Source organism: Flavobacterium sp. (genome assembly GCF_027531905.1).
Taxonomy (GTDB): Bacteria; Bacteroidota; Bacteroidia; order Flavobacteriales; family Flavobacteriaceae; genus Flavobacterium.
Window position 1 is genome coordinate 43,770 of record NZ_JAPZSU010000032.1, and the last position, 22,293, is coordinate 66,062.

20 protein-coding genes are annotated in these 22,293 nt (G+C 35.9%); 12 read left to right on the forward strand and 8 right to left on the reverse strand.

Translation table 11 applies throughout. The features are described 5' to 3' along the window. Positions 1-63: 63 nt before the first annotated feature. A complete protein-coding gene (locus O9307_RS09165) occupies positions 64-2,082 on the reverse strand; it encodes a M13-type metalloendopeptidase (RefSeq protein WP_298298073.1) in 2,019 nt (672 codons plus the stop codon). Between the two features lie 495 nt (positions 2,083-2,577). Between O9307_RS09165 and O9307_RS09170 the strand changes: the two genes are divergently transcribed. The 4 genes from O9307_RS09170 (at position 2,578) to O9307_RS09185 (ending at position 5,481) form a co-directional block, all read left to right on the forward strand. Beyond that, positions 2,578-3,213: an FAD-dependent oxidoreductase gene (locus tag O9307_RS09170; protein ID WP_298298076.1), complete on the forward strand. Its 636-nt coding sequence runs from the start codon at positions 2,578-2,580 to the stop codon at positions 3,211-3,213. Next, positions 3,214-3,942: an NAD(P)/FAD-dependent oxidoreductase gene (locus O9307_RS09175; RefSeq protein WP_298298144.1), complete on the forward strand. Its 729-nt coding sequence runs from the start codon at positions 3,214-3,216 to the stop codon at positions 3,940-3,942. A 175-nt stretch (positions 3,943-4,117) separates the two neighbouring features. Continuing rightward, positions 4,118-4,663 carry a hypothetical protein gene (locus O9307_RS09180; RefSeq protein ID WP_298298079.1) on the forward strand — a complete coding sequence of 182 codons (546 nt, stop codon included), beginning with the start codon at positions 4,118-4,120 and terminating at the stop codon, positions 4,661-4,663. 245 nt (positions 4,664-4,908) lie between these two features. Beyond that, complete coding sequence (locus O9307_RS09185) at positions 4,909-5,481, forward strand: Crp/Fnr family transcriptional regulator (protein WP_298298082.1); 573 nt, start codon at positions 4,909-4,911, stop codon at positions 5,479-5,481. 6 nt (positions 5,482-5,487) lie between these two features. Here the strand turns inward: O9307_RS09185 and O9307_RS09190 are convergent, their stop codons facing one another. Beyond that, entirely contained in the window at positions 5,488-6,153 is a 666-nt protein-coding gene (locus O9307_RS09190) for an MBL fold metallo-hydrolase (RefSeq protein WP_298298085.1), read from the reverse strand. 161 nt (positions 6,154-6,314) lie between these two features. Between O9307_RS09190 and O9307_RS09195 the strand changes: the two genes are divergently transcribed. The 3 genes from O9307_RS09195 (at position 6,315) to O9307_RS09205 (ending at position 10,551) form a co-directional block, all read left to right on the forward strand. Then, the gene (locus tag O9307_RS09195; protein WP_298298088.1) at positions 6,315-7,082 is read left to right on the forward strand and encodes an MBL fold metallo-hydrolase; all 768 of its coding nucleotides are present in this window, start codon (positions 6,315-6,317) and stop codon (positions 7,080-7,082) included. Positions 7,083-8,294: 1,212 nt separating this feature from the next. Further along, positions 8,295-9,047, forward strand: a complete 753-nt coding sequence (locus O9307_RS09200; RefSeq protein ID WP_298298091.1) for an SDR family NAD(P)-dependent oxidoreductase — start codon at positions 8,295-8,297, stop codon at positions 9,045-9,047. 352 nt (positions 9,048-9,399) lie between these two features. After that, entirely contained in the window at positions 9,400-10,551 is a 1,152-nt protein-coding gene (locus tag O9307_RS09205; RefSeq protein WP_298298094.1) for an ATP-binding protein, read from the forward strand. Positions 10,552-10,553: 2 nt separating this feature from the next. Here the strand turns inward: O9307_RS09205 and O9307_RS09210 are convergent, their stop codons facing one another. From O9307_RS09210 to O9307_RS09230, 5 genes are all read right to left on the reverse strand, one after another. Next, positions 10,554-11,261: a (Fe-S)-binding protein gene (locus O9307_RS09210; RefSeq protein ID WP_298298097.1), complete on the reverse strand. Its 708-nt coding sequence runs from the start codon at positions 11,259-11,261 to the stop codon at positions 10,554-10,556. Between the two features lie 181 nt (positions 11,262-11,442). Beyond that, the gene (locus tag O9307_RS09215; RefSeq protein WP_298298100.1) at positions 11,443-13,542 is read right to left on the reverse strand and encodes an FAD-binding and (Fe-S)-binding domain-containing protein; all 2,100 of its coding nucleotides are present in this window, start codon (positions 13,540-13,542) and stop codon (positions 11,443-11,445) included. Positions 13,543-13,871: 329 nt separating this feature from the next. Beyond that, positions 13,872-14,732, reverse strand: coding sequence for a hypothetical protein (locus tag O9307_RS09220; protein WP_298298104.1), 861 nt, complete (start codon positions 14,730-14,732; stop codon positions 13,872-13,874). A 428-nt stretch (positions 14,733-15,160) separates the two neighbouring features. Further along, positions 15,161-15,817 (reverse strand): aspartate kinase, encoded by a 657-nt coding sequence (locus tag O9307_RS09225; RefSeq protein ID WP_298298107.1) that lies wholly within the window; start codon positions 15,815-15,817, stop codon positions 15,161-15,163. A gap of 120 nt (positions 15,818-15,937) precedes the next feature. Further along, on the reverse strand, positions 15,938-16,297 hold the full coding sequence (locus tag O9307_RS09230; RefSeq protein ID WP_298298110.1) for a YraN family protein: 360 nt from the start codon (positions 16,295-16,297) through the stop codon (positions 15,938-15,940). Positions 16,298-16,968: 671 nt separating this feature from the next. On the opposite strand from O9307_RS09230, the gene O9307_RS09235 reads away from it, so the two are divergent. Both O9307_RS09235 and O9307_RS09240 read left to right on the forward strand, forming a co-directional pair. Continuing rightward, a complete protein-coding gene (locus tag O9307_RS09235) occupies positions 16,969-17,223 on the forward strand; it encodes a hypothetical protein (protein ID WP_298298113.1) in 255 nt (84 codons plus the stop codon). Further along, on the forward strand, positions 17,162-18,001 hold the full coding sequence (locus O9307_RS09240) for an IS110 family transposase (RefSeq protein ID WP_298298116.1): 840 nt from the start codon (positions 17,162-17,164) through the stop codon (positions 17,999-18,001). The genes O9307_RS09235 and O9307_RS09240 overlap by 62 nt, the downstream gene beginning before the upstream one ends. Positions 18,002-18,138: 137 nt before the next feature. Here the strand turns inward: O9307_RS09240 and O9307_RS09245 are convergent, their stop codons facing one another. After that, positions 18,139-19,035: an LD-carboxypeptidase gene (locus O9307_RS09245; RefSeq protein WP_298298118.1), complete on the reverse strand. Its 897-nt coding sequence runs from the start codon at positions 19,033-19,035 to the stop codon at positions 18,139-18,141. Between the two features lie 234 nt (positions 19,036-19,269). Here O9307_RS09245 and O9307_RS09250 point away from each other — a divergent pair, with 234 nt between their 5' ends. The 3 genes from O9307_RS09250 (at position 19,270) to O9307_RS09260 (ending at position 22,252) form a co-directional block, all read left to right on the forward strand. Continuing rightward, positions 19,270-20,379, forward strand: a complete 1,110-nt coding sequence (locus tag O9307_RS09250; RefSeq protein ID WP_298298121.1) for an endonuclease/exonuclease/phosphatase family protein — start codon at positions 19,270-19,272, stop codon at positions 20,377-20,379. Positions 20,380-20,635: 256 nt separating this feature from the next. Beyond that, on the forward strand, positions 20,636-21,175 hold the full coding sequence (locus tag O9307_RS09255) for a 3-hydroxyanthranilate 3,4-dioxygenase (protein WP_298298124.1): 540 nt from the start codon (positions 20,636-20,638) through the stop codon (positions 21,173-21,175). 219 nt (positions 21,176-21,394) lie between these two features. Continuing rightward, the gene (locus O9307_RS09260) at positions 21,395-22,252 is read left to right on the forward strand and encodes an MBL fold metallo-hydrolase (RefSeq protein ID WP_298298127.1); all 858 of its coding nucleotides are present in this window, start codon (positions 21,395-21,397) and stop codon (positions 22,250-22,252) included. The last annotated feature ends 41 nt before the right edge of the window (positions 22,253-22,293 follow it).

A 22,293-nucleotide genomic window follows, 5' to 3' on the forward strand; every position in this document is an offset into this window, starting at 1 on the left:
CATTTAGTAAACACAAAAAAGCCCAACATAACGTTGGGCTTTTTACTTTTTTGACCATTTCGATTACCAAATTTTAACACGCTTTTCTGGTGCTAAATACAAGGAATCTTTAGGTTGTACTTTAAATGCTTCGTAGAATTCTGGTATGTTACGCACCACACCGTTTACTCTGAATTTAGCTGGTGAATGTGGATCTGTGGCGATTTGGTTGCGCAAAGAAGCTTCACGCGATTTCTCCAACCACACTTGTCCCCAACCTAAAAACACACGTTGCACCCCTGTAAAACCATCCATCACTGGAGCTTCCTTGCCGTTTAGCGACATTTTGTAAGCTTTTAAGGCAATGGTTAATCCACCCAAGTCTCCAATATTTTCTCCCAAAGTAAACGCACCGTTTACATTCAAATCTGGAAAAACTTTGAAGGTATTGTATTGTGCAACTAAAGCATTGGTTTTGGCTTTGAATGCAGCTAAATCTGCTGGCGTCCACCAGTTCTTCATCACACCATCTCCGTCGAAAGTGCTTCCTTGATCGTCAAATCCGTGACCAATTTCGTGACCGATTACAGCCCCGATTCCACCATAATTTACCGCATCGTCTGCTTCTAAATTAAAGAAAGGCGCTTGCAAAATAGCCGCTGGAAATACAATCTCGTTTAGCGTTGGATTGTAGTAAGCGTTTACCGTTTGTGGTGTCATTCCCCACTCGGTTCTGTCTACAGGCTTACCTAATTTGGCAATCATTCTGTTGTACTCAAAGGCTTTCGCACGAGCACGATTGCCATACAAATCTTTCTTCGCTACTTTTAAAGTAGAATAATCCTTCCATTGGTCTGGATAGCCAATTTTGATCATGAATTTATCCACTTTGGCCAAGGCTTCTTTTTTGGTTTTGGCACTCATCCAATCCAAATTTTTAATGCTTTCGGCATAGGCTTTCAACAAGTTTTTCACCAATTCGGTCATACGTTCTTTGGCTTCAGGTGTAAAGTGTTTTTTCACATACACTTTCCCGATGATTTCGCCCAAACCACCATTTACAGCATTCACAGCTCTTTTCCAATCCTCTTCTTGCTCTGGTGTGCCGTATAAAACTTTGTCATAAAACTCAAAATCCTCTTTATCCAATGCTGTGGTCAAACTACTCGCACTCTTATTGATCAATCCCCATTTCAAATAGGCTTTCCAAGTATCAATTGGTGTATTTTTAATCAAGGCGTTCAAGTTTTTAGTATACGCCACTTGCGATAACACAAGGCTTTTTTCTTTATCCATTCCCGCTTTTTTGAGCATCGCCGACCAATCAAAATCTGGCATCACCGTTTTCAAGTCTTTGATGGCGTATTTGTTGTACAAAGCAGCAGTATTTCTTGTTTCTTCTTTGGTCATTTGGATCTTTGCAATTGCGGTTTCCAAGGCCATAATTTTTGCTGCATTTTCTGTTGGATTAGCAATCCCTCCTAATTGTAACATTTTCTCAATATGCGCCACATATTTTTTACGAATATCCGCTGTTTTGGCATCGCTTTGAAGATAATATTCACGCTCTGGTAAGCCCAAGCCACCTTGCCAAGTCATCAAAGTGTATTGTTTTGGATCCTTAAAATCCTCGGTAACAGCAATCGAAAACGGCACAGAAAGCCCCGTTCTATTGGCTTCCCCAAAATAAGCCGCCAAATCCGAATAGGTAGCAATCGCATCTATGGCTTTTAATTCGGGTTGAAGCGGTGTAATTCCTTTGGCGTCGCGGTCTTTTCGGTTCAAAAATGAATTGTAGAAATCGCCGATTTTTTGCTCATCCGAACCTTCAGAAAAACTCCCTTTCGAAGCTTCTTCGATAATCGCTTTCACGTCTTTTTGAGCTTGTTCGTATAGTATATAACCCGCACCATAATTGGATTTATCGGCAGGAATTTTGGTGTTTTTGACCCAAGTTCCGTTAACATAAGCCGCAAAATTGTCTCCCGGTTTCACTAAAGTATCCATATTTTTTTGGAGTATTCCCGAAACCAGCTCTGGTTTTTTATCGCAAGAAGCCAAAATCAAGGTGGCCGCCAAAAGCGATAGTTTGATGTTTTTCATAAGATGTTTTTTTGATTAATGCTACTGAATAGATTTTGTTAAATTACTACAATTAGTATATTTTTACAACCTTTGTTACATTATTTTGAAAATGAAAGGCTTGAATTGGTTTTTGTAACAAAATACGGGTAAGATACAATCAATTTAATTATTGAAAAATCAGTTTATTTTCAGAAAAGGGACGTTTTCCTTCGCTGAAAAGCTACTAATGAAGGAATAAATGAGTCCGATCTCTCAACAAAAAAATATTTTTATCTCTAAGATACGATAGCATAAAATTTATTTTATTTTCTTAAATCATTAACATTTTCATTAGAAAAAATAAAATAACATTTGTTATGTTTATTATTTTTAATAAATGGTTTGAATAAAAACAAAAAATAGAAGTATTCAATTGAACCATTACTTTAAAATTTGTCACATTTTCGAACTAAAATTTTTTTAAGTAAAGTGTCAATCTAAAATGATAACATAAATAATTGTAACTATTTATAAATGCAAAGAAGAAAATTTATTAAAGACACCGTTGCAGGATTACCAATGTTGTTTCTTGCACCTTCTATTTTTGCAAGTTCTTGCAGTAAAAATGAAAAAGTAAGTAATCCAAATGATAAAACTGTATTTGTCATTGGAGCTGGAATATCCGGACTAGCTGCTGCCAAAAAACTTAAAGACCAAGGATTTAATGTAATTGTTTTAGAAGCTCAAAACAAAGTGGGAGGCCGATTAAGAACCAATAGAACTTTAGGAATAGCATTTGACGAAGGTGCAAGCTGGATTCATGGTACGAAGGGAAACCCAATAACTACTCTTGCCCAACAAGCAAGTATGACAACAGCTTTTACTGACGATGACAGTAGAATTTCGTTCGACATTGGTGGTGTTGTAAGAAATTCTACAACATATGATTCTGCCGAAACCGAACTTTATAGTATCTTGAATTCCATGAAGAATAGCGGCAATGTCAATCAGAGTTTTGAAACTGTTTTTACTAATTTATATCCTACAAAAGCCAATGACCGCCTTTGGAAATTTCTACTTTCTACTTATGTAACCTTCGACACGGGAGATTTAGACAAATTATCTTCTACTCTTTATGATGAAGGCGAAGAGTTTGATGGCGAAGAATGAATTGCTACTAACGGCTATGACACTATCCCGAATTATTTAGCAAAAGGATTAACTATTCAACTCAATCAAAGGGTTTCAAAAATTGATTATTCAAACGCACAAATAGAAGTCACACACAACGGAACTGTTAGCAAAGCCGATTATCTATTAGTTACCGTTCCGCTGGGTGTATTAAAAGCCAAAACAATTCAATTTGTACCGGCATTGCCAATCGTTAAACAAACAGCCATTGAAAAAATAGGGATGAATTGCGTAAATAAATTTCTGCTCGTTTGGGATACCAAATTTTGGGGCAATGAGCAATATATTTCTTATACACCAACCGTCAAAGACAAGTTTAATTATTTTGTAAATATCCACAAAATCAACCCCAATGCAAATGCATTAATGACTTTTGCCTATGCTGATTATGCTAGACAAACTGAAACGATGACCGATGCACAAGTAATTAACGAAATTATGTTGCACTTAAAAGACATGTATGGCAATGGGATTCCAAACCCGACTGCGATGTTACGAACTAAATGGCAGTCTAATGAAAATTCATTTGGAGCCTATTCGTACACAGCAGTGGGAACAACGATGCAACATTTTGATGACTTGGCAGAAGAAATAAACGATAAAGTATTTTTTGCAGGAGAACATACGGAAGCTGATTATTTTTCAACAGCACATGGAGCTTACTTGAGTGGAATTAGAGAAGCTGACAAAATTATTTCGCTTCTTTAAAAAAGGCATAGAAAACAGGTAGTTCGCCAAGTGAACTGAAATGAAAACTTCAACATTATTGCATTATACTACTTTTAGACAAGCTAAAAGTAACGAAGGTTTTTCAAAAAAAACTTAATAATCACTATCTAAACCTAACAAGAATTCATTAAAAATAACATTTAAAAAAGTCAAAATGAAAAAACTAGTAACCATTGGATTTTTAATAAGCTTAATCGCTTGTAATCAAAATAAATCATCAGAAAAAACAGATTCAGAAAAGGAAAACACTAAAGAAGTAATAAATGCAATGTTATCTAAAATGTATGTTGCTGATCGAGAATCTAAATATCCGTTAGAAGATACACTGCTATTTTCTAAAGAAATTGTAGCATTAAATACAAAATGCGATTCAATAACTACATTAGATACCAAACGAATTGCTAATAGCAATAGTCCATCTGATAAGCCCTTACTAAGAGAAGGCAGTATTATTTCATCGTTATACGAAGGCGTAACGGATTATAAGATTAACAAAATCAATGATAAGGGCAAGCAGATCGAAGTAGAAGTGACATTATCAAACAAATTTTATAAAGACCAAAAACCATGGAATGAAAGAATTATACTTATTACAGAAGGAAGGCTAAAAATTGATGACATCTATTTTGATCAAAATCTTGCTAACGAATCAAGTTTAAAAAATAAATTAAGAACTTTTTCTCAGCAAAAAATCCAATAATTGAATAGTAATTCCACAGCAAAATGCGGTGTTTTTCCTTTACTAAAGCAACATCAAATGAACTAAAACAAAAAGCGGAAAGAGGGATATGTATTGATAATTAAACATATATAAAAACCATATCACTTGTTAATCAAGTAGAAAACTACTTTTTGATATAATTGATAATTTCAAAACCGCTGTTTTTTGCCAACTAAAATTCAACAGTAATTTTTCGGAAACGAAGTATCAACGTTAAAGACCAAATGAAAAAAGCAGACAAATTATCCTCGTTTTTTAGCAATGAATTTCCTTTTAATAAAGAAGGGCTAGAAGAATTTGTAAATACTTTTGCCATTAAATCATACCCAAAAGGCGCAATCATCCTAGAGAATGGCGCTATAGAAAATGAACTTCGATTTTTAGACCAAGGAATCATCCGGGAGTATTATGCAACCAACAACAAAGAAAAAAACATCAATTTTTTTACCAATGCCGGTTTTATAACCGATTTTTCTTCCTTTACCCATGCAACAGCAACCAAAAAGTATCAAGAATGTTTAACCGATGTAGAGCTGAGAGTTTTGTCTAAAGAAAAATTCCTGAGTTTTGCCAACCAATATAACTGTGGTAAGTTGTTTATAGAAACCATCTTTCAACGAATTGTGATTCAAAAAGAAACCGAAGAATTTAACCATTTTGTAAAGACTGCCGAAGAACTTTATCTCGACATAATGAAGTCAAAACCCGATTGGTTATTAAACATTCCCCAATATCACATTGCTTCTTATTTGGGAATTACAGCAGAAACCTTAAGCAGAATTAGAAAAAGAATGTAGCTTTGCCTATAACAACTTTACATTGCTTGGATCCAATAAAAAAATATTCGTAGCCAATTCGATTTGAATAGTTGTAACATCATTATGTCCAGCATAAATTGTCATATCGATTGCTTTATATCGTTCTTTAAATAACAACAAACTGTTCTTCATATCCTCAGGATTGGAGCCTGGCCAATCTATTCTTCCGATAGTTCCTTTAAAGATAAAATCACCTGTCAGCATCATTTCCCCAAAATCAAAAATGGTACAACCAATACTATGTCCTGGATAAATACCTGTTTTAAAAATAAAGTTTTCTATTTGATAAGTTCTATTGTCTTCCAATATTTTTACAGGAATATCCAAAATCGTTTCCTTTAGTCCAAAATGTTCTGAACCTATAAAACTAAGATTACGCACACGATCACTAAACAATTCTTTTGATTTTTCTGAAGCCCATACTGGTACTCCAAATAAATCCATAAAATACTTCACGCTAAAAATATGATCTTGATGCGCATGTGTTACCAATATACCTACTACTTTTAAGCCTAAAATCGCTATTCTACTTTCGATTGCTTTAGGGTCAAAACTTGGATCTACAAGTAGCGCATTTTTTTGATGATCAATTATTAAATACGAATTTGTTGCAAAAATAGAATTTGAAATTACTTCAACTTTATAATTCATTTTTTTAAATTTTATTGTCGCAAAAATAGCACTGAACAAAATGATTTGCATTGATTCAAATCAATTTAGTTTACAACTTCAACTGTTGATTTCTTGATTTCAATCAATGGAAAACACTTTTACATTGAGCAACTTTGTCGTTCAATTTAAACTATAAAACAATGAAAATACATCATTTACGAAATGCAACTTTGGTCATAGAAACCGGAGATAAAGTGATTTTAGTTGACCCAATGCTAGGAAAAAAAGGAACAGCAGGCCCCACTTTTACCCTTTTTCGTTTTAAACCTCAACGAAATCCTATTGTAGATTTGCCAACTAATGCAATGCCTATCGTTGAAAAAACAACCCATTGCTTACTTACTCATCTGCATCCAGACCATTTGGACAAGGAAGCGGAGAACTTTCTTCGTACTAGACAAATTCCAGTTATTTGCAGTGTAAAAGACGAAGCCATAGTAAGAAAAAGAGGGCTCAACGTAACACAAACGGTTGATTATTGGAAAGAAACCACTTTTTTAGGCGGAAAAATTCAAGGAATTCCAGCCGTACACGGTTATGGATTTGTGGCAAAACCAATGGGAAATGTTATGGGTTTTTACATAGCATTACCCAATGAAAAATCACTTTATTTAAGTGCTGACACCATTTATACCGATGACGTACACCAAGTTTTGACACAATTAAAACCCGAAATCTCAGTTGTAGCTTGTGGATCGGCTCAATTAGATCTTTTTCAACCGTTATTAATGCGAATGGATGATATTTTAAAATTCGTAAAAAACGCACCAAACCAAGTAATCGCCAATCATCTAGAGGCCGTAAATCATTGCCCAACCAGACGAGAACAATTAAAAACTGAGCTTTCAAAAATTGGCCTTTCTAACAAGGTTTTTATTCCAAATGATGGAGAAAGTATCACGTATTAGCAAAACGGTCACTATTGCAAACCGTAGCGATAACCAAACAACCCTTTTAGAGTTTAGAACTCTGAAAGGGTTAATAGGGTAAAAAAGTCTTGCTTTTACAAGGCTTTTTAGCTACTTTGAAAAAAATATTTCACTTCTAAAATTTCATATTCAAATGTTAGGTTCCTTAACAACCCTGTCAGAGTTCAAAACGCTGACAGGATTACTTAAATCCCGCCTAAAAATTTATTTTTTTAGTTTGTATCATTTTTTTAAAAAACGCTTAATCCTATTAATTACAGCATTTGTTGAAAGCCAATTTTGTTGGTTTTGTTGTCATTCATAAGTTATTTTTTTCGTCAATATCATAAATTTGATCAAGATAGGTTTCTTTTCAAATAAACCTATCTACTCTTAGCCAAGTCAAGGCAAAACTGTAAAAATGAACGTCCTTATGCTGCTTTTTTAACTTTAAATGTTTTGTTTTTTTTAATACAAACACATGTACGCTGTATTAATTTGTTTCTTACATTGTTAATCACAAGCATTTTACTTTTTCTACTTTTCTTGTGAAATATTGTTTCATTTCAGGATCATGAGCAGCGACTGATAAGGCATACATATGCAATTGCTTTTTCACTTTTTTAGCCATGTGGTGAACTTTTGGCTTTGCCCTAACACTCCAGACTAAAAAGCCAACGATTAATTTTCCGTACATACTGTGTGTTCTAAACAAATAGGAGTGTTTTTGAATGTTGATTCTTGCTTTTTAAGCCATTGGCATAAGGATTTAATTCCTTTGAAATCAATTGTAAATTGATTGTACATGGAATTTTATTTATTGTCATTCAGAATTTTAACCGCATCAAAATATTATTTGGATACATCAATGCCCAAAAAATGTTTAAATTTGCTCATAAGATAATACTTTAAAGATTAGCAATCATTATTGAATACCTTCGTGACCTTGATAAATAGGTCTTAAAACCTTGAATTACTATTCTGATGCTTATTCAATAAGAACCGACAAAGTCCTAATCGGGGATAAGTCTGAGAACTTTGCTAGCGCGAAGGAGCACTTTGTCAGTTTGATTGTTAGTTTAAATTTATCTAAAAACGAATTTGCAAATCTAAAGGATAAAAAAAGATATAGCGGATAGCGGGACTTTGTCTTCTGATAATCCCTTTGTTACTGTTCCTAAAAATTCTTAAACTCTTATCAACTTACATTTTATGATAAAAACTGCCTTAATCACTGGTGCTACCAGCGGTATCGGAAAAGCAACCGCAACATTACTCGCTCAAAATAATTTTAAAATTGTGCTTTGTGGCCGAAGAAAAGACCGATTGGAAGCCTTGGAGAAAGAATTAAGCGCTTTTACTGCTGTTCACCATTTGTGTTTTGATGTTCGCGATAAAAAAGCGGTTTTTGAAAGCATTGCGTCTTTACCCGAAGCTTTTTCAGATATTGACATTTTAGTAAATAACGCCGGAAATGCCCACGGTCTTGACTCCATCCAAAATGGGGATATGGACGATTGGGACGCTATGATAGATATTAATGTCAAAGGATTGCTATATGTTTCTAAAGCGATTATTCCAAAAATGATTGCCAAAGAATCTGGACACATCATCAACATTGGTTCGATTGCAGGAAAGGAAGTGTACCCGAATGGTAATGTGTATTGTGCTTCAAAATATGCGGTAGATGCGCTAAATCAGAGTATGCGAATCGATTTGAATCCTTACGGAATCCGAGTTGGAGGTATTCATCCCGGAATGGTAGAAACGGAGTTTAGCGAAGTGCGTTTTAAAGGCGATACGGAACGCGCTACCAATGTTTACAAAGGATTAACGCCTTTGAAACCTGAGGATATTGCGGATATTATTCACTTTGTGGTGACACGACCTTATCACGTCAACATCGCAGACTTGATTGTGTATCCAACGGCTCAGGCTTCGCCAACTATTGTAAAAAGGAATTAACCTTTTATCACCACATAGATAGAATTCGTAGCTTTAAAAAAGGTTTTACTGTTCCAACATAGAGTTTAAGACCATGCCGTTTCAGTGCATCTCGCTTTAGCTTTTAAAAAATTTTACACCGCAGATTCGCAAATTTTAAAAGATTCATACTAATTATAATAATTTGCGAATCTGCGGTTAAACTATATTCCAACCTTGAAGACTTTAAAGTCTGTTAAACCAAATCTATGGTTTTTCTATGTGGTTAGGTTTTTTATTTTTTTTAAAAAAGCTAGATAGTTCTTTTTCTTTACTATACCATCAAAAAAGTGTACTTTTAGGAACCCAAAGTCCATAAAAGACAACCTTAGTTATGATTAATAAACGCTTGCTTATTAAGAACCTATTGGCTCATAATGATGAGAGCAGTTTTTATGACAAAAAGCGACAATTGAATTTGCATTCTAGGGAAGGGAAAGCGAAATTTTTGAAACACATATGCGCCTTATCCAACTCCAATCCTACCAACAATTCATACATAGTCGTCGGCGTTGAAGACCAAGACAATGCCATTGTAGGCGATGATTTTTTTGACGACAGTCGGATTCAGAATTTAGTAAATGCCTTTCTCGAAAATCCGCCTCAAATTCAGTATGAAAATGTGCCTTTCCCCAACTTACCCAAAGACAAAGTGGTAGGTCTTGTTACCATTAAACCCAATCCAAAAACCTCTTTTTTCAAAAAAGGAATTCATACCATACTTGCTAATAGTGTTTTTATTCGAAGAGGCAGTAATACGCTCCCGATAGAAGGCGAAATAGAACGCAATCATCAAAACACCGAAACAGTTATTGGCATAGAAAATAATTCGCGTAACAGTATCGCATATACCCTAGACGGTGTGATTGATTTTATGAATTTTCGTCACAAAGATATGTCGCCTAAATACAAAGTATTCAAGGAGTTGTTCGTGATTTGCTGGGCGGGAATAGCCAAACATTACAAAGGAAAAACCTATTTGTCTAGAGTAGATATTGCCCTAATCAACGAACAAATTAAGCTGTTTTACTCCGCTCAAGATGTGGTAGAAATTACATTTGACGAAGATACCTTTACGATTATTGAATATGTTCCTTTGGGACTGAATGACAAAACCAGTTATTATCCTTTGGAAAAACAAACCTTGCGTTTTCACGATAATGGCTATTACAAAATCGATAGGGATTTTCTGTTTGAACCACCTGAATTCAATACCAAAATGTTATACCACATTTATAATGCAAACGGCGCTTTGCTAAACAAACTCGAAAAAGGGCAACTACTAAACGATAGAGAGTTAAAAGACCTAGAAAACTTACCTTCAACCTTGATGATTTGCTACCTCAACGGATTTGTCGATGCCAAACAAAAATTAATTGATGCCAAAGCGGTTCTTAAACCTTTTCCACAAGTGTATTTGTCTTTTAAAGAAGCACTCCGAATCTTGAGAAAAATGAAGTATGATGGGCAGTCGGCGGCTAATTAAAGCTAACGCGTCACTTCTTCAATCAAATAAAAAATAGAAGTAAACGATATTCCACTAGATTTTTCTAAACCAATTTCACACGTTCTACTGGTAGAATATCCAGTGGTGCAATTACTCGGTATTTGATTTTTAACATCTCTTAATCCGTGTTCGTTTAACTCAGGAATCAAGAAACCACGGTCACCCGCAAAGCCACAACAGTTGCTGTCAATCATCGTTACGTCCTCAGCACAATAGTGCGCCAAAGCCAATAATTGCTCCATTTTTCCGATTTTCTTTACCGAACAAACAGGGAAAATAGTCACTGCTTCCTTTTTCTTTTTTACCGTTAATTTGGGTAGGACAAAGTCCAACATAAACTCAATTGGGTCAACAATTTTCAAATTGCTGGTGAATTCTTCTTTGGAATGATAAAAACAAGGACTCATATCGTACAAAATAGGATACTTCCCATTCTCTGAAACACGAAGCAAATCCACTTCTAAAAGTTGGGATTGCTTATGATTCACGGCAACAAAACCTTTGCTCGAAAAAGGCATTCCACAACAATGCGCATCCAGTTCTTGCGGATAAATAATGGTATAACCCGCCCGCAGCAGCAACTGATGAGTTAGTGCTGTGAGTTGTAAGTCTTCTTCTTTTTGAAATTCGTTTTTTCCCATCGCACGATTGATGCAGGAAGGGAAATACACTACTTTTAAATCAGTCATCTTTCTTTATTTTTTACCACGAATGCACTAATTAATCTCCAATCTATTTTACCGCTAATTCACAGATTATTTTTATTCTTACATAAATTAAAATCTGCGACCCGAGCAATAGCGAATAGACGAAGTAATCAGTGGCTATTTTTTTTTAAAACCAATTTGTGAATTCGAGACAATCTTTCGTTTATTTAATTTTATCCGCTCCTTCCGGGATTTGAGGAATCCATTTAGGAATATTGCCTCCTGAAATCCAATGTAATCCACTCGAAATCGATGACATAACTCTCGTCCCAAAAACCGAGTGAAAAAACGACACTACTTTTAATCCCGCTCGCATTATCGCGGTGGTACTTTCCATATTTGAACCTATGTAGTCGGCCACTTTCTTTTGAGTATTCGTGATCGCATCGGCTCGCCAGTGTTTGACAAACTTACCCGTATCAATGTGAACAGGACAAGCCAAAGCACACAAACCATCGGTAGCACAAGTTTCATTCAATTGATAGGTAACATCTTTTCGAATGTCTGCCAATCGTTGCGGGTCGTCATTAGTTGCTTCTAATCGGCTGATTTCTCTAGCAATAACTATGCGTTGTCTGGGTGAAAGCGTCAATCCTTCGGAAACACAATGCGGTTCACAGAATCCACATTCCATACATTTATCAATAATAGCGTGAGATTCTGGTAAAGGTTTTAAGTGCTTTAAATGCGCTTTTGGATCGGGATTGATCAAAACATCGGGATTGATTTGGTTCTTGGGATCAAAGATCTTCTTAATGCGTTTCATAATGTCATAAGCCGCCGCTCCCCATTCTTTTTCCACAAAAGGCGCCATATTACGTCCCGTTCCGTGTTCCGCCTTTAAAGAGCCTCCAAATTGATCCACAACAATTATCGCCAATTCGGCCATTAAATCTTCATAGCGTTGCACTTCCTTCGGATTCGAGAAATCTTGCGAAAACACAAAATGCAAATTTCCTTCTAACGCGTGTCCAAACAAAACCGCGTCGTGGTATTCGTATTTTTTGAATAAGGTTTTTAGTGCCACACAAGCTTCTGCCAATTGTGGTAACGGAAAAGCCACGTCTTCAATAATCACCGTGGTTCCCGTTTTTCGTAAACCGCCTACCGTTGGTAACAAACCTTTTCTGGCCTTCCAATTAAAGTAATATTGTTTGGGGTCTGATGTGAATTCATAATCCGTAAAAGTCGGTATACTCACAATTTGAGCTTTCACTTGTTGTTGTTTTTGCAACAACACTTCTTTATCATTGTCTCTACATTCAACCAATAAAGCACAAGCGTCTTCGTGTAACGTTTTAAAATAATCAGGTGCCTCGGAATCATTTTCTACCGAGCGAATGGAATCTCTGTCTAATAATTCCACTGCAGCAACGGGGCTTGATTTCAACAAAATCGTCGCATTGCAGGCGTCCTGAATCGAATTGAAAATCACCAACGAGCAAGATTTATGCTTTTCGTCTACAACCGTCTTGAAAGTCACATTCGAAATAAACGCCAAAGTCCCTTCAGAGCCCACCATCAAATGCTTGATGATTTCAATTGGGTCTTCATAATCCACCAAAGCATTGATGCTGTAACCCGTAGTATTTTTGATTTTAAATTTCTGACGAATGCGCTCCTCCAAAGCAGGATTCGCTGTAATTGTATGTCGCAAGTCCTTAATTTCGTCAATTAAATGTCCCTGAGTTTCATAAAACGAAGCCACACTTTCCGCATCGGCTGTGTCAAGAACTGTCCCGTCGTGCAAAATCATTCGAATATCAGCAATGGTTTTATACGAATTCTGAGCCGTTCCGCAGCACATTCCGCTAGCGTTGTTGGCTACAATTCCGCCAATCATCGCCGCACCAATAGAAGCCGGGTCGGGACCAATCTTTAGTCCGTGTGGTGCCAAAAAAGTATTCGCTCTAGCGCCTACAATTCCGGGTTCTAGCTTTATCTTTTGCTTGTCATCTAGTAATTCGTAGTTCTTCCAGCCGTGCGTCGCCACGACTAAAACCGAGTCCGTTATCGCTTGTCCCGACAAACTCGTACCCGCCGCTCGAAACGTTAAAGCAATATTCAAGGCATTTGCCGCTTTGATAATCGCCACCACTTCGGCTTCAGAATGTACCAAAAGCACCATCTTCGGAATCAACCGATAAAAACTCGCATCCGTTCCGTAAGCCAAGGTTTGCAAAGGATTCGTCAATATGCGCCCCGAGTCGAGCACAGCTACAATTTGGTCTTTAAACTTTTGATATGTAGGCGTTAATGACATTGTTTTGTGTAATAAAATGTAAATTTAAGCATTAGCGACCATTATTTTCAACCTAAGACGCACCATTTTTTTAGGAGCAGCATCTCTTTGGTTACCAAACGAGTTGTCCCGCTTTCTTTTACACCCGAGCGATAGCGAACTGACGAAGAAATCTTATGCCCCGAACCTCGGGTCACAAGGATTTCCACTACAATCGGTGCTAGGATAGAATTTTTTGTTTTATAAAAAAAAACAGCAATAAAGTTTTATACTATCGCTGTTTAGGGAGTCGCGCTGTAATCGCTATAACTTGTTTCTATTGGTAATTTTGCTCGGATTGAAAATCTACTCTATCGTCTATCTTCCTCTCTTACATTATGGGTCAAATTTTTCAGACCAATACTTCTCCTTTTACGGTTTACTTTTTTAAGATTTGAAAAATTAAATAAGTATTGACCATATATGATTTCCCGCTTATTTGAATGTTCATGTCGATCTATCATTGTAGCATACTCTGTTGGAGAACATTCTCCAGATTTTACATATTTCAATAATGATTTTTTAAAATAGGTATAATATTCTGGCACGCTACCGCCCATATGACTCAAAAATGTCATCATTGGCATAAAAATGTCATCATTTCCATATATACCAATCTTTTGCGGTGAGGGATAACCATAATTCTCGATTGTCCATTTAAGAAGTCTTGCATTTATTCTATCATATTTCAAATAAGTCATAGGATATAAACGTCCTTGTCCTTGTCCTTGGTCGCGAAAAAAAGCAACAGAAAAAGAATCGATGAGTTGTTTGTTCATCATTTTTTTACTGCTATCTATTTTTTGCTCCACACTTAAACTGTCTATGCCGTACTTTGCGCAAATAGGAAACAATGTCTTGTAATGTTCGCTATACGGCGCCACTAGGTCAAGTAATTTGTATAGGCTTTTCTTATCTCCAAAGTTCTTGCCGTACTTGTCAGCATATACAATGTAGGTTTCATACTTGCTGAAGGCAAAATTACTCTTAGGAGGATTGTATTTTTTAAATAGTCTATGGTATCTTTTTATAAAAGCAACGGTGTCTTGATCAGCCTTAAATTTTCTATCAATAGTGTTGGCTCTATTGTAATATGTAATGTAGCCATTACAAGATGAGGCAATAAAACTTACTAATACAAGGAAAAAAGCAGTAAAAAGAAATGATCTCATATTTTATTTATTAACAGAATTATTAGCTATAGATAAATATAACGATATTTTTATACAGAAAGTACTTGGTAATTGAATAATTAAAAAGCGTACTAATATTAAGTTCAACGGCTAGCGAGAGGGTTTCGGCTGAAACCCTTTCAGAGTTCAAAACTCTGAAAGGGTTGAAGAAGGAACTACTTTTTTTATATATGAATTCGATCCCATTCGTGTTTAATTGTTTAGAAGCAGCAAAAAATGGGCACATCAGCCAGGAAAGTCCCCCTTTACGTTGCAATCTTATAGCCCGAACCCCAGGCTATAAGGATTTCCACTGCAATCGGGGCTAAGAATGAGCATTGTCTTTTTTTAAAAAACATTTCTTTCACTTTCTCGCATAAAAAAACGAAGCACTAGGCCTCGTTTTCATATTATTTTGGAATATATTCCTAATTCTTCAAGTCTTTGATTACTTTAAAGGCTACATCCACTTCGTTCTCACTCACCAAGATAGTAAACTCATTCGAAGTCGAAATCACCTCATTGATAATAATCCCTTCCCAAGCCAAACGCTGAAAAATGAAGTAATAAATACCCGGAACCACAATGTTTTCTTTCGGTAACTTAACCGTAATCGAAGCTAAATTTTCTAATTTTTGAATCAATTTTTCGTTAGCAAAATGTTTGTCTACCAAATGATTCACGCTATTACTCACAACAATATTTGTTTCATTTACTCCACGCGAAGAGGTATAAAATATATCCGAAAACGTATTGATATCGGTAATCAAATCGGCTTGTTTGTTCAAAACCGTATCCGAAGCCGCAAAAGTATAATCCGTTAACTCCGAGCGAACCGTAATTTCGCCAATGTTTTTGATTACTTTATTGATTTTATGATTCAATTTGAAATCCAATTCTTCTGTTAATCGTTTCAAAGCCATCACCACAGCACCTTGTTTTACCTCTTTACCAAATTCACTTTCTAATTCGGTCATAATATTCCGAGATAATGATGTCAAGTTGATGATCCCCAACGAAAGAGCATTCAATAAAAAAGGTTTGGTTTTGATGTAATTTTCAACAATAGAAGAAACAGTTTTCATAACGAATACATTTTTTAAATTTAAAAAAAGACTAGATTTAACTGACAAAATGTGTTAAATCTCTTTGCAAATATAAATAAAAAACAATTTGTTACAAATATAACATTAGATTTTTTTCGATTAAAAATGATAAAAAGCATCGGTAAGATGCTCAATAGCAAAGGATTTGCCTTCTTTATGGATCGCAATGATGTCAAATCTCACATTTACATCGATTTCGTTGAGGGTCACATAAGCATCGACAGCTTTTACCAATAATTGGATTTTTTTTGGTTTTACAAAGTCTTGAGGCAATCCAAACTCGATAGAAGACCGTGTTTTGACCTCAACTACCGCCAAAATATCTTCTTTTTGAGCCAAAATATCAATCTCAGCCTTCTGAAAAATCCAATTCGTTGCTAAAATCGTGTATCCTTCTTTTTCCAGAAAATCGACGGCAAGTTCCTCACCTAGTTTTCCTAATTCGTTATGTGCTGCCATATTTTAAATCAAAATCCTTTTTGAAATTTTAAATATATATTTTTTATAAACCATATAAGGCATTGAAGGTCATTTAAGATCTGAATTGGAATGGTCTTTAGCCCATTCATTACAATACAAACCCATATCAGGCTTTAGCCAAAATACAATATAATTTTGGCTAAAGCCTTTCTAGATTCACATTAAAAAACATCCCGCTAAAGCAGGATGCAATTGATGATTTTAACAATAATTACTCACGCTATTTCAATGTGTAATCAGTTTTTGAACCATATAAGGCATTGAAGGTCATTTAAGAACATTGATTTTTGTGAATTAATCGAATAAAAGAAAACCATTTTTCTTAGTGAACCTTATGCAAGCCTTTGTGACCTTCTTGGCTAAAACCCAACTTATATGCCCTTCAATGCCTCCTATGTTTGCAAAGTTGTTGAATTTAGATATAAAAGTCAATAAATTTGAATTATGGAGTGAAAAAGGATGGGAGCAAATTATATGAAAAATAGCTCCAAGAAGTATATTCGATATAAGGAATTGCCTCATTCTTTTTTATCTTTTAGAGTCTGAACAGAATGTAAGGAATTAAGCAAGACTTAATATCCAGAATATCCAACCAGGAGAAAAGACGAAGGGAGATTCATCACTTTATACATAATTTAAAAACTAAAGTAATGGAAAAAAAAGTAGTAAAACAGGTAGCAGGAATTGATGTAGCCCAAAAAGAATTAGTAGTTACTTTAGGAAGAAAGCTAGATAATTTTTCAATCGAATTATTTGCATATAAGGTCTTTAAGAATAGCGACAAAGGCATTTTAGCTTTGGTGGAATGGACAGAAAAGCTGAGAAAAGGCCATTCATTATGTAATGGAAGCCACAGGGGTATATCATCAAAAAATCGCGTATTATTTGGACAAAAACAAGCATGATGTAAGCATTGTATTGCCCAATAAAATCAGTAATTATATGCGTACTTTGGAATTAAAAACCATAACCGACAAAAGTTGTTCGCAAGCAATTGCACAATTTGGGTTGGAGCGAAAATTAGATAATTGGGTAAAACCAAATGATGTCTATAAAGAATTACAGCAGTTAACTAGAGAAAGAGATCAAATTGTTCAGGAAAGAAGTACTGTTAAAAATCAAATACATGCTGAGAATAGTGAAGCTGAACCAAATGAAAAAAGCTTGGCTCGAATGACATCAAGGATAAAATTTTTAAATTCACAGGAAAAAGAAATCAAAGAGGACATTGCAGTTATTGTAAACAAAAATCCTGATTTGCATCAAATTATAAATAGGATTACCACTATACCAGGAGTGGGAGCATTAACAGCAGTAATCGTTTTGGCAGAAACTAACGGTTTTGAATTAATTAGAAATAAATCACAATTAGCAAGTTATGCAGGTCTTGATGTAAGGGAAAAACAATCAGGAACTTCCGTAAAGGGAAAACCAAGAATATCGAAAAAAGGAAATCGAAATTTACGGAAATCAATGCATTTACCTTCATTAACTGCTGTGAAATGGGATGAGAATTTTAAAGAAATATATGCAAGGTTGGTATCTAAACACGGAATAAAAATGAAAGCATTAGTAGCTATTCAAAGAAAATTATTAGAATTGATATATGTTTTATTCAAAAATGAAACCAACTATGACAAACAATATGTGATAAAAAATAGCGTGCAAACACATATGGTTTAAACACGCTATAGAGACTGGCTCAATGACCGTCTAGAGACACAAAATTAATGAAAAATTTATATTTTTCTTAGGAAATCAACACAGAATCTTATATGTTTCAATAAAAAATGGTTAACTTATATGTTTCAACCCAAAAACTATTCAAAAACCACAGTAGTCCCCGTAGCCGTGACTTCAAGTGTTATGGTGCTTCCCAAAATCAAAGCGCGATTGTCCTTGATATGCCCCGCTGGGAAATTATAGACTACTGGAATGTTATAGGATTTGGTTACATCTTCAATAATTTCAAGCGCATTTTTGCCCCAAGGAATATCGTTATCCTTCATTTTGGTCATACCGCCTACGATAATTCCTTTGATGCTTTCCAAACAACCGTTGCGTTTCAAATTCATCATCATACGGTCGATGTGGTACAAATACTCATCTAAATCTTCGATAAAAAGAATTTTATCCGAACAATCAATAGCAGAAGGCGAACCAAACAAACTATACAAAATCGATAAATTCCCGCCTACCAATTCACCTTTGGCTTTGCCCAAACGATTCATTGAAGTAGGTTCAATAGTGTAGGCTAAAGGTTGTCCAAACAAAGCTTTGTACAAAGTAGCAATCGATTCAGGAGCGGTTCTAGGAATACTTACAGGCATCGTTCCGTGGATGGTTTTGTAACCCAACGTATTCAAATGATTGTGCAAAACCGTAACATCACTAAAGCCTACAATCCATTTAGGGAGCTTTTTGAAAGTAGAAAAATCCAATAAATCAATCATTCGCACAGTACCATAGCCACCACGAGCGCACCAAATGGCTTTAATATTCGGATTGTCCATTTGCTTTTGAAAATCGGCAGCACGTTGCGCATCCGTTCCCGCCAATTGATTTTGGTCTAAACCAATGGTGCTTCCAATCACCACTTCGAGTCCCCAACTGTGCAATAAGTCGATAGTAGGTTGTAAATTATCTTCGATATTTTTTCGAGCGGTAGCCACAATGGCAACGGTATCTCCTTTTTGAAGTACGGGTGGTGTAATCATCTTTTTTTGAGCTTGACTGTTAGTAATCGAGCATACAAAAACAAAAAACAAAGCTTGCCATAAAAAATGACCTTTGCTATTGGCTTTTGCTTGTCGATTTGTAATAATGTTTAAGTTGGATTTCAATAGTTTCAAAACTGAGTTAAAAAACAAATATAGGCAAATCCTAAAATATGTAGCGGTTTCTAATGGAAATCCCTTAACTTTACTTGTAGCGATTTTAGTATAATAAATATGAGATATAACTGGTTGATTTTTGGACTCTTTCTTGTTTTGGGGACATCTCCTCTATTTTCACAAACCAAAAAATTCAAAATACATACGGTTGCATTTTACAATTTTGAAAACCTTTTTGACACCATCAACGACCCCGATACTTTTGACGAAGAATGGACACCTGAAGGTTTGCAACGATGGACAAAAGCAAAATACCAAACCAAACTCCGCCATTTGGCTCAAGTCCTTTCAGAAATTGGCACGCCCGAAAACAAAGAATTGCCCACCTTCATTGGCGGATGCGAAATCGAAAACCGAGCCGTACTCGAAGATTTGATTCAACAATCGCAACTACAAGAAGCTGAATATGGCATCATTCACTTTGATTCGCCCGACAAGCGTGGCATTGATGTGGCTTTGTTATACCGAAAAAAATGGTTTCGTCCGACAAATTACAGTGTGATTCCCTTGTATTTGAATGCTAGTCCAGAATCTGAAAAAATCAATACCGCTGCATCAATAGCTGAAAAAACAGAAGATGATGTTCCCATTCTAGCACCAACCAAAAGGATTTACACTCGAGACCAACTACTGGTTAGTGGCTATTTGGAAGGAGAAGAAATCCATCTCATAGTTAATCACTGGCCTTCTCGTTCGGGTGGCGAACAAAAAACAAGTGCATACCGAGAAGCCGCTGGAAAACTGAACAAGAAAATTATCGATTCATTGCAACAGCTCAATGTCAATGCAAAAATCATCACGATGGGCGACCTAAACGATGGGCCTCATAACAAGAGCATAAAAGTGGCTTTGGGAGCCAAAGGAAAAAAAACAGCGGTAGCTCCACACGAAATCTTCAATCCGTTTGAAGCTTTGTTGAGCAAAGGCTTGGGTACGATTGCACACCAAGATGCTTGGGATATTTTTGACCAAATTATGCTTTCAGGTACTTTGCTTAGTTCAGATTATTCGACTTGGCAGTATTGGAAAGCAGGCATATTCCAACGGAATTACCTCATTCAAACACAGGGAAAATTCAAAGGCTATCCACTTAGGCATTCCCTAACCGAAGTTGGGTACAGCGACCATTTCCCTGTGTATGTCTATTTGATTAGGGAGGGGAAATAGAGCCTCGGCATTCACATTTAAAAATTTCGCCACGAATTCACTAATAAATAACGAACTACAATATGTTTTAATGAAACGAATTATTAAAGTTGACGGAATTCGTGACATTCGGTTTCAATTTCGATGAGAATTAGTGACAATTGGTGTAATTGGTGGCTAACTTTTTTATAAGCGAATTCCCTTAAGTAGGGGGAGAAACCGTTTTTGATAGTATCATTTTCCTTATCTTAGCCCTTCCAATTATAGTACAAAAACAATGGCCATAGCAAAACCCTTCAACCTCAACCAATGGATTCTAGATAACCGTGAGTTATTAAAACCACCCGTTGGCAACAAAAACCTTTATGTTGATTCTGGAGACTATATCGTGATGATTGTGGCGGGTCCGAATGCCCGAAAAGATTACCACTACAACGAAACAGAAGAGCTATTTTACCAACTCGAGGGCAGCATAAAAGTCATCATTCAAGAAGAAGGGCAACGCAAAGAAATGGAACTGCACGCAGGAGATATGTATTTGCATCCCGCTAAAATTCCACACTCGCCTGTACGTTCCGAAGGTTCTATTGGACTAGTGATTGAACGCAAAAGAGCAGGTTTGGGTTTTACCGATGGTTTGCTTTGGCATTGTGAGTCTTGTAATCATAAATTGCACGAAGTCTATTTTGAACTCCACAACATTGAAAAAGATTTTCTCCCCCATTTTCAACATTTCTATAGTTCTGAGGCGTTGCGAACTTGCCAAAATTGTGGCACAGTAATGGAAACCGATCCTAGATTTATGGGGAAGAAATAAGAGTTAACTAAATTTTTTAAAAGATATAAATTTAAGTGCATTTAAGTTTTGTTTAAATTTGTACTCTCTAAAGAACTTAACTGCAAAGTTCACAATGGTTTTACGAAACGGGCTTATTGGTGCTATTTGTGACGAAAAATTTAAAAACGAATCCCGATCTTAACTTATAATTCTCATTTTTCTTCGCAATAAATCATATTTTTGAATTAAAAAGCAAAAATGAAGTTATACGCTATAGAAACTGGAAATTTTAAACTCGACGGGGGCGCTATGTTTGGCGTGGTTCCTAAAACGATTTGGAACAAAACCAATCCCGCCGATGCCAATAATTTGATAGACATTGCTGCACGCAGTCTGCTCATAGAAGACGGTAATCGCTTGATTTTGATCGATACAGGAATGGGCAACAAACAATCCGAGAAGTTTTTTGGATATTATTCGCTTTGGGGTAGTCATTCTTTAGATGGTTCCTTGGCAAAGCACGGTTTTCATCGCGATGATATAACAGATGTTTTTATGACCCATTTGCACTTCGACCATTGCGGAGGAAGCATTCAATGGAATAAAGACAAAACGGGCTATGAACCCGCCTTCAAAAACGCTAAATTTTGGACCAACGAAAACCACTGGCAATGGGCCACACAACCCAATGCACGTGAAAAAGCCTCTTTTCTGTCCGAAAATCTTTTGCCCATGCAAGAAAGTGGGCAATTGAATTTTATCCAGCGTCCCGAAGGCGATTTTGGTGCATCAACCGAAATGGGTTTTGACATTTTCTATGCCGACGGCCACACCGAAAAGCAAATGCTACCACATATTTCATACAACGGTAAAACCATCGTTTTTTGTGCCGATTTGCTCGCTACGGCAGGTCATATTCCCTTGCCGTATGTGATGGGCTATGATACGCGCCCGTTGTTGACTATGCCAGAAAAAAATAAAGTACTCACCGCAGCTGCAGATCACAACCACTTTTTGTTCTTAGAACACGATGCCCATAACGAAATCATTACGGTACAACACACCGAAAAAGGCGTTCGTTTAAAAGAGGTTTTTACATGTGAAGAGGTGTTGTAAAAGGTTATTTGTATAAATAAAAAGCCCCTTTTTCATATAAT

What these genes read in the sequence shown, in the direction of transcription:
- O9307_RS09165 (WP_298298073.1), bottom strand. Translation starts at nt 2,082, where the DNA reads ATGAAAAACATCAAACTATCGCTTTTGGCGGCCACCTTGATTTTGGCT.
- O9307_RS09170 (WP_298298076.1), top strand. Translation starts at nt 2,578, where the DNA reads ATGCAAAGAAGAAAATTTATTAAAGACACCGTTGCAGGATTACCAATG.
- O9307_RS09180 (WP_298298079.1), top strand. Translation starts at nt 4,118, where the DNA reads ATGAAAAAACTAGTAACCATTGGATTTTTAATAAGCTTAATCGCTTGT.
- O9307_RS09185 (WP_298298082.1), top strand. Translation starts at nt 4,909, where the DNA reads ATGAAAAAAGCAGACAAATTATCCTCGTTTTTTAGCAATGAATTTCCT.
- O9307_RS09190 (WP_298298085.1), bottom strand. Translation starts at nt 6,153, where the DNA reads ATGAATTATAAAGTTGAAGTAATTTCAAATTCTATTTTTGCAACAAAT.
- O9307_RS09195 (WP_298298088.1), top strand. Translation starts at nt 6,315, where the DNA reads ATGAAAATACATCATTTACGAAATGCAACTTTGGTCATAGAAACCGGA.
- O9307_RS09200 (WP_298298091.1), top strand. Translation starts at nt 8,295, where the DNA reads ATGATAAAAACTGCCTTAATCACTGGTGCTACCAGCGGTATCGGAAAA.
- O9307_RS09205 (WP_298298094.1), top strand. Translation starts at nt 9,400, where the DNA reads ATGATTAATAAACGCTTGCTTATTAAGAACCTATTGGCTCATAATGAT.
- O9307_RS09210 (WP_298298097.1), bottom strand. Translation starts at nt 11,261, where the DNA reads ATGACTGATTTAAAAGTAGTGTATTTCCCTTCCTGCATCAATCGTGCG.
- O9307_RS09215 (WP_298298100.1), bottom strand. Translation starts at nt 13,542, where the DNA reads ATGTCATTAACGCCTACATATCAAAAGTTTAAAGACCAAATTGTAGCT.
- O9307_RS09220 (WP_298298104.1), bottom strand. Translation starts at nt 14,732, where the DNA reads ATGAGATCATTTCTTTTTACTGCTTTTTTCCTTGTATTAGTAAGTTTT.
- O9307_RS09225 (WP_298298107.1), bottom strand. Translation starts at nt 15,817, where the DNA reads ATGAAAACTGTTTCTTCTATTGTTGAAAATTACATCAAAACCAAACCT.
- O9307_RS09230 (WP_298298110.1), bottom strand. Translation starts at nt 16,297, where the DNA reads ATGGCAGCACATAACGAATTAGGAAAACTAGGTGAGGAACTTGCCGTC.
- O9307_RS09235 (WP_298298113.1), top strand. Translation starts at nt 16,969, where the DNA reads ATGGAAAAAAAAGTAGTAAAACAGGTAGCAGGAATTGATGTAGCCCAA.
- O9307_RS09240 (WP_298298116.1), top strand. Translation starts at nt 17,162, where the DNA reads ATGGAAGCCACAGGGGTATATCATCAAAAAATCGCGTATTATTTGGAC.
- O9307_RS09245 (WP_298298118.1), bottom strand. Translation starts at nt 19,035, where the DNA reads ATGATTACACCACCCGTACTTCAAAAAGGAGATACCGTTGCCATTGTG.
- O9307_RS09250 (WP_298298121.1), top strand. Translation starts at nt 19,270, where the DNA reads ATGAGATATAACTGGTTGATTTTTGGACTCTTTCTTGTTTTGGGGACA.
- O9307_RS09255 (WP_298298124.1), top strand. Translation starts at nt 20,636, where the DNA reads ATGGCCATAGCAAAACCCTTCAACCTCAACCAATGGATTCTAGATAAC.
- O9307_RS09260 (WP_298298127.1), top strand. Translation starts at nt 21,395, where the DNA reads ATGAAGTTATACGCTATAGAAACTGGAAATTTTAAACTCGACGGGGGC.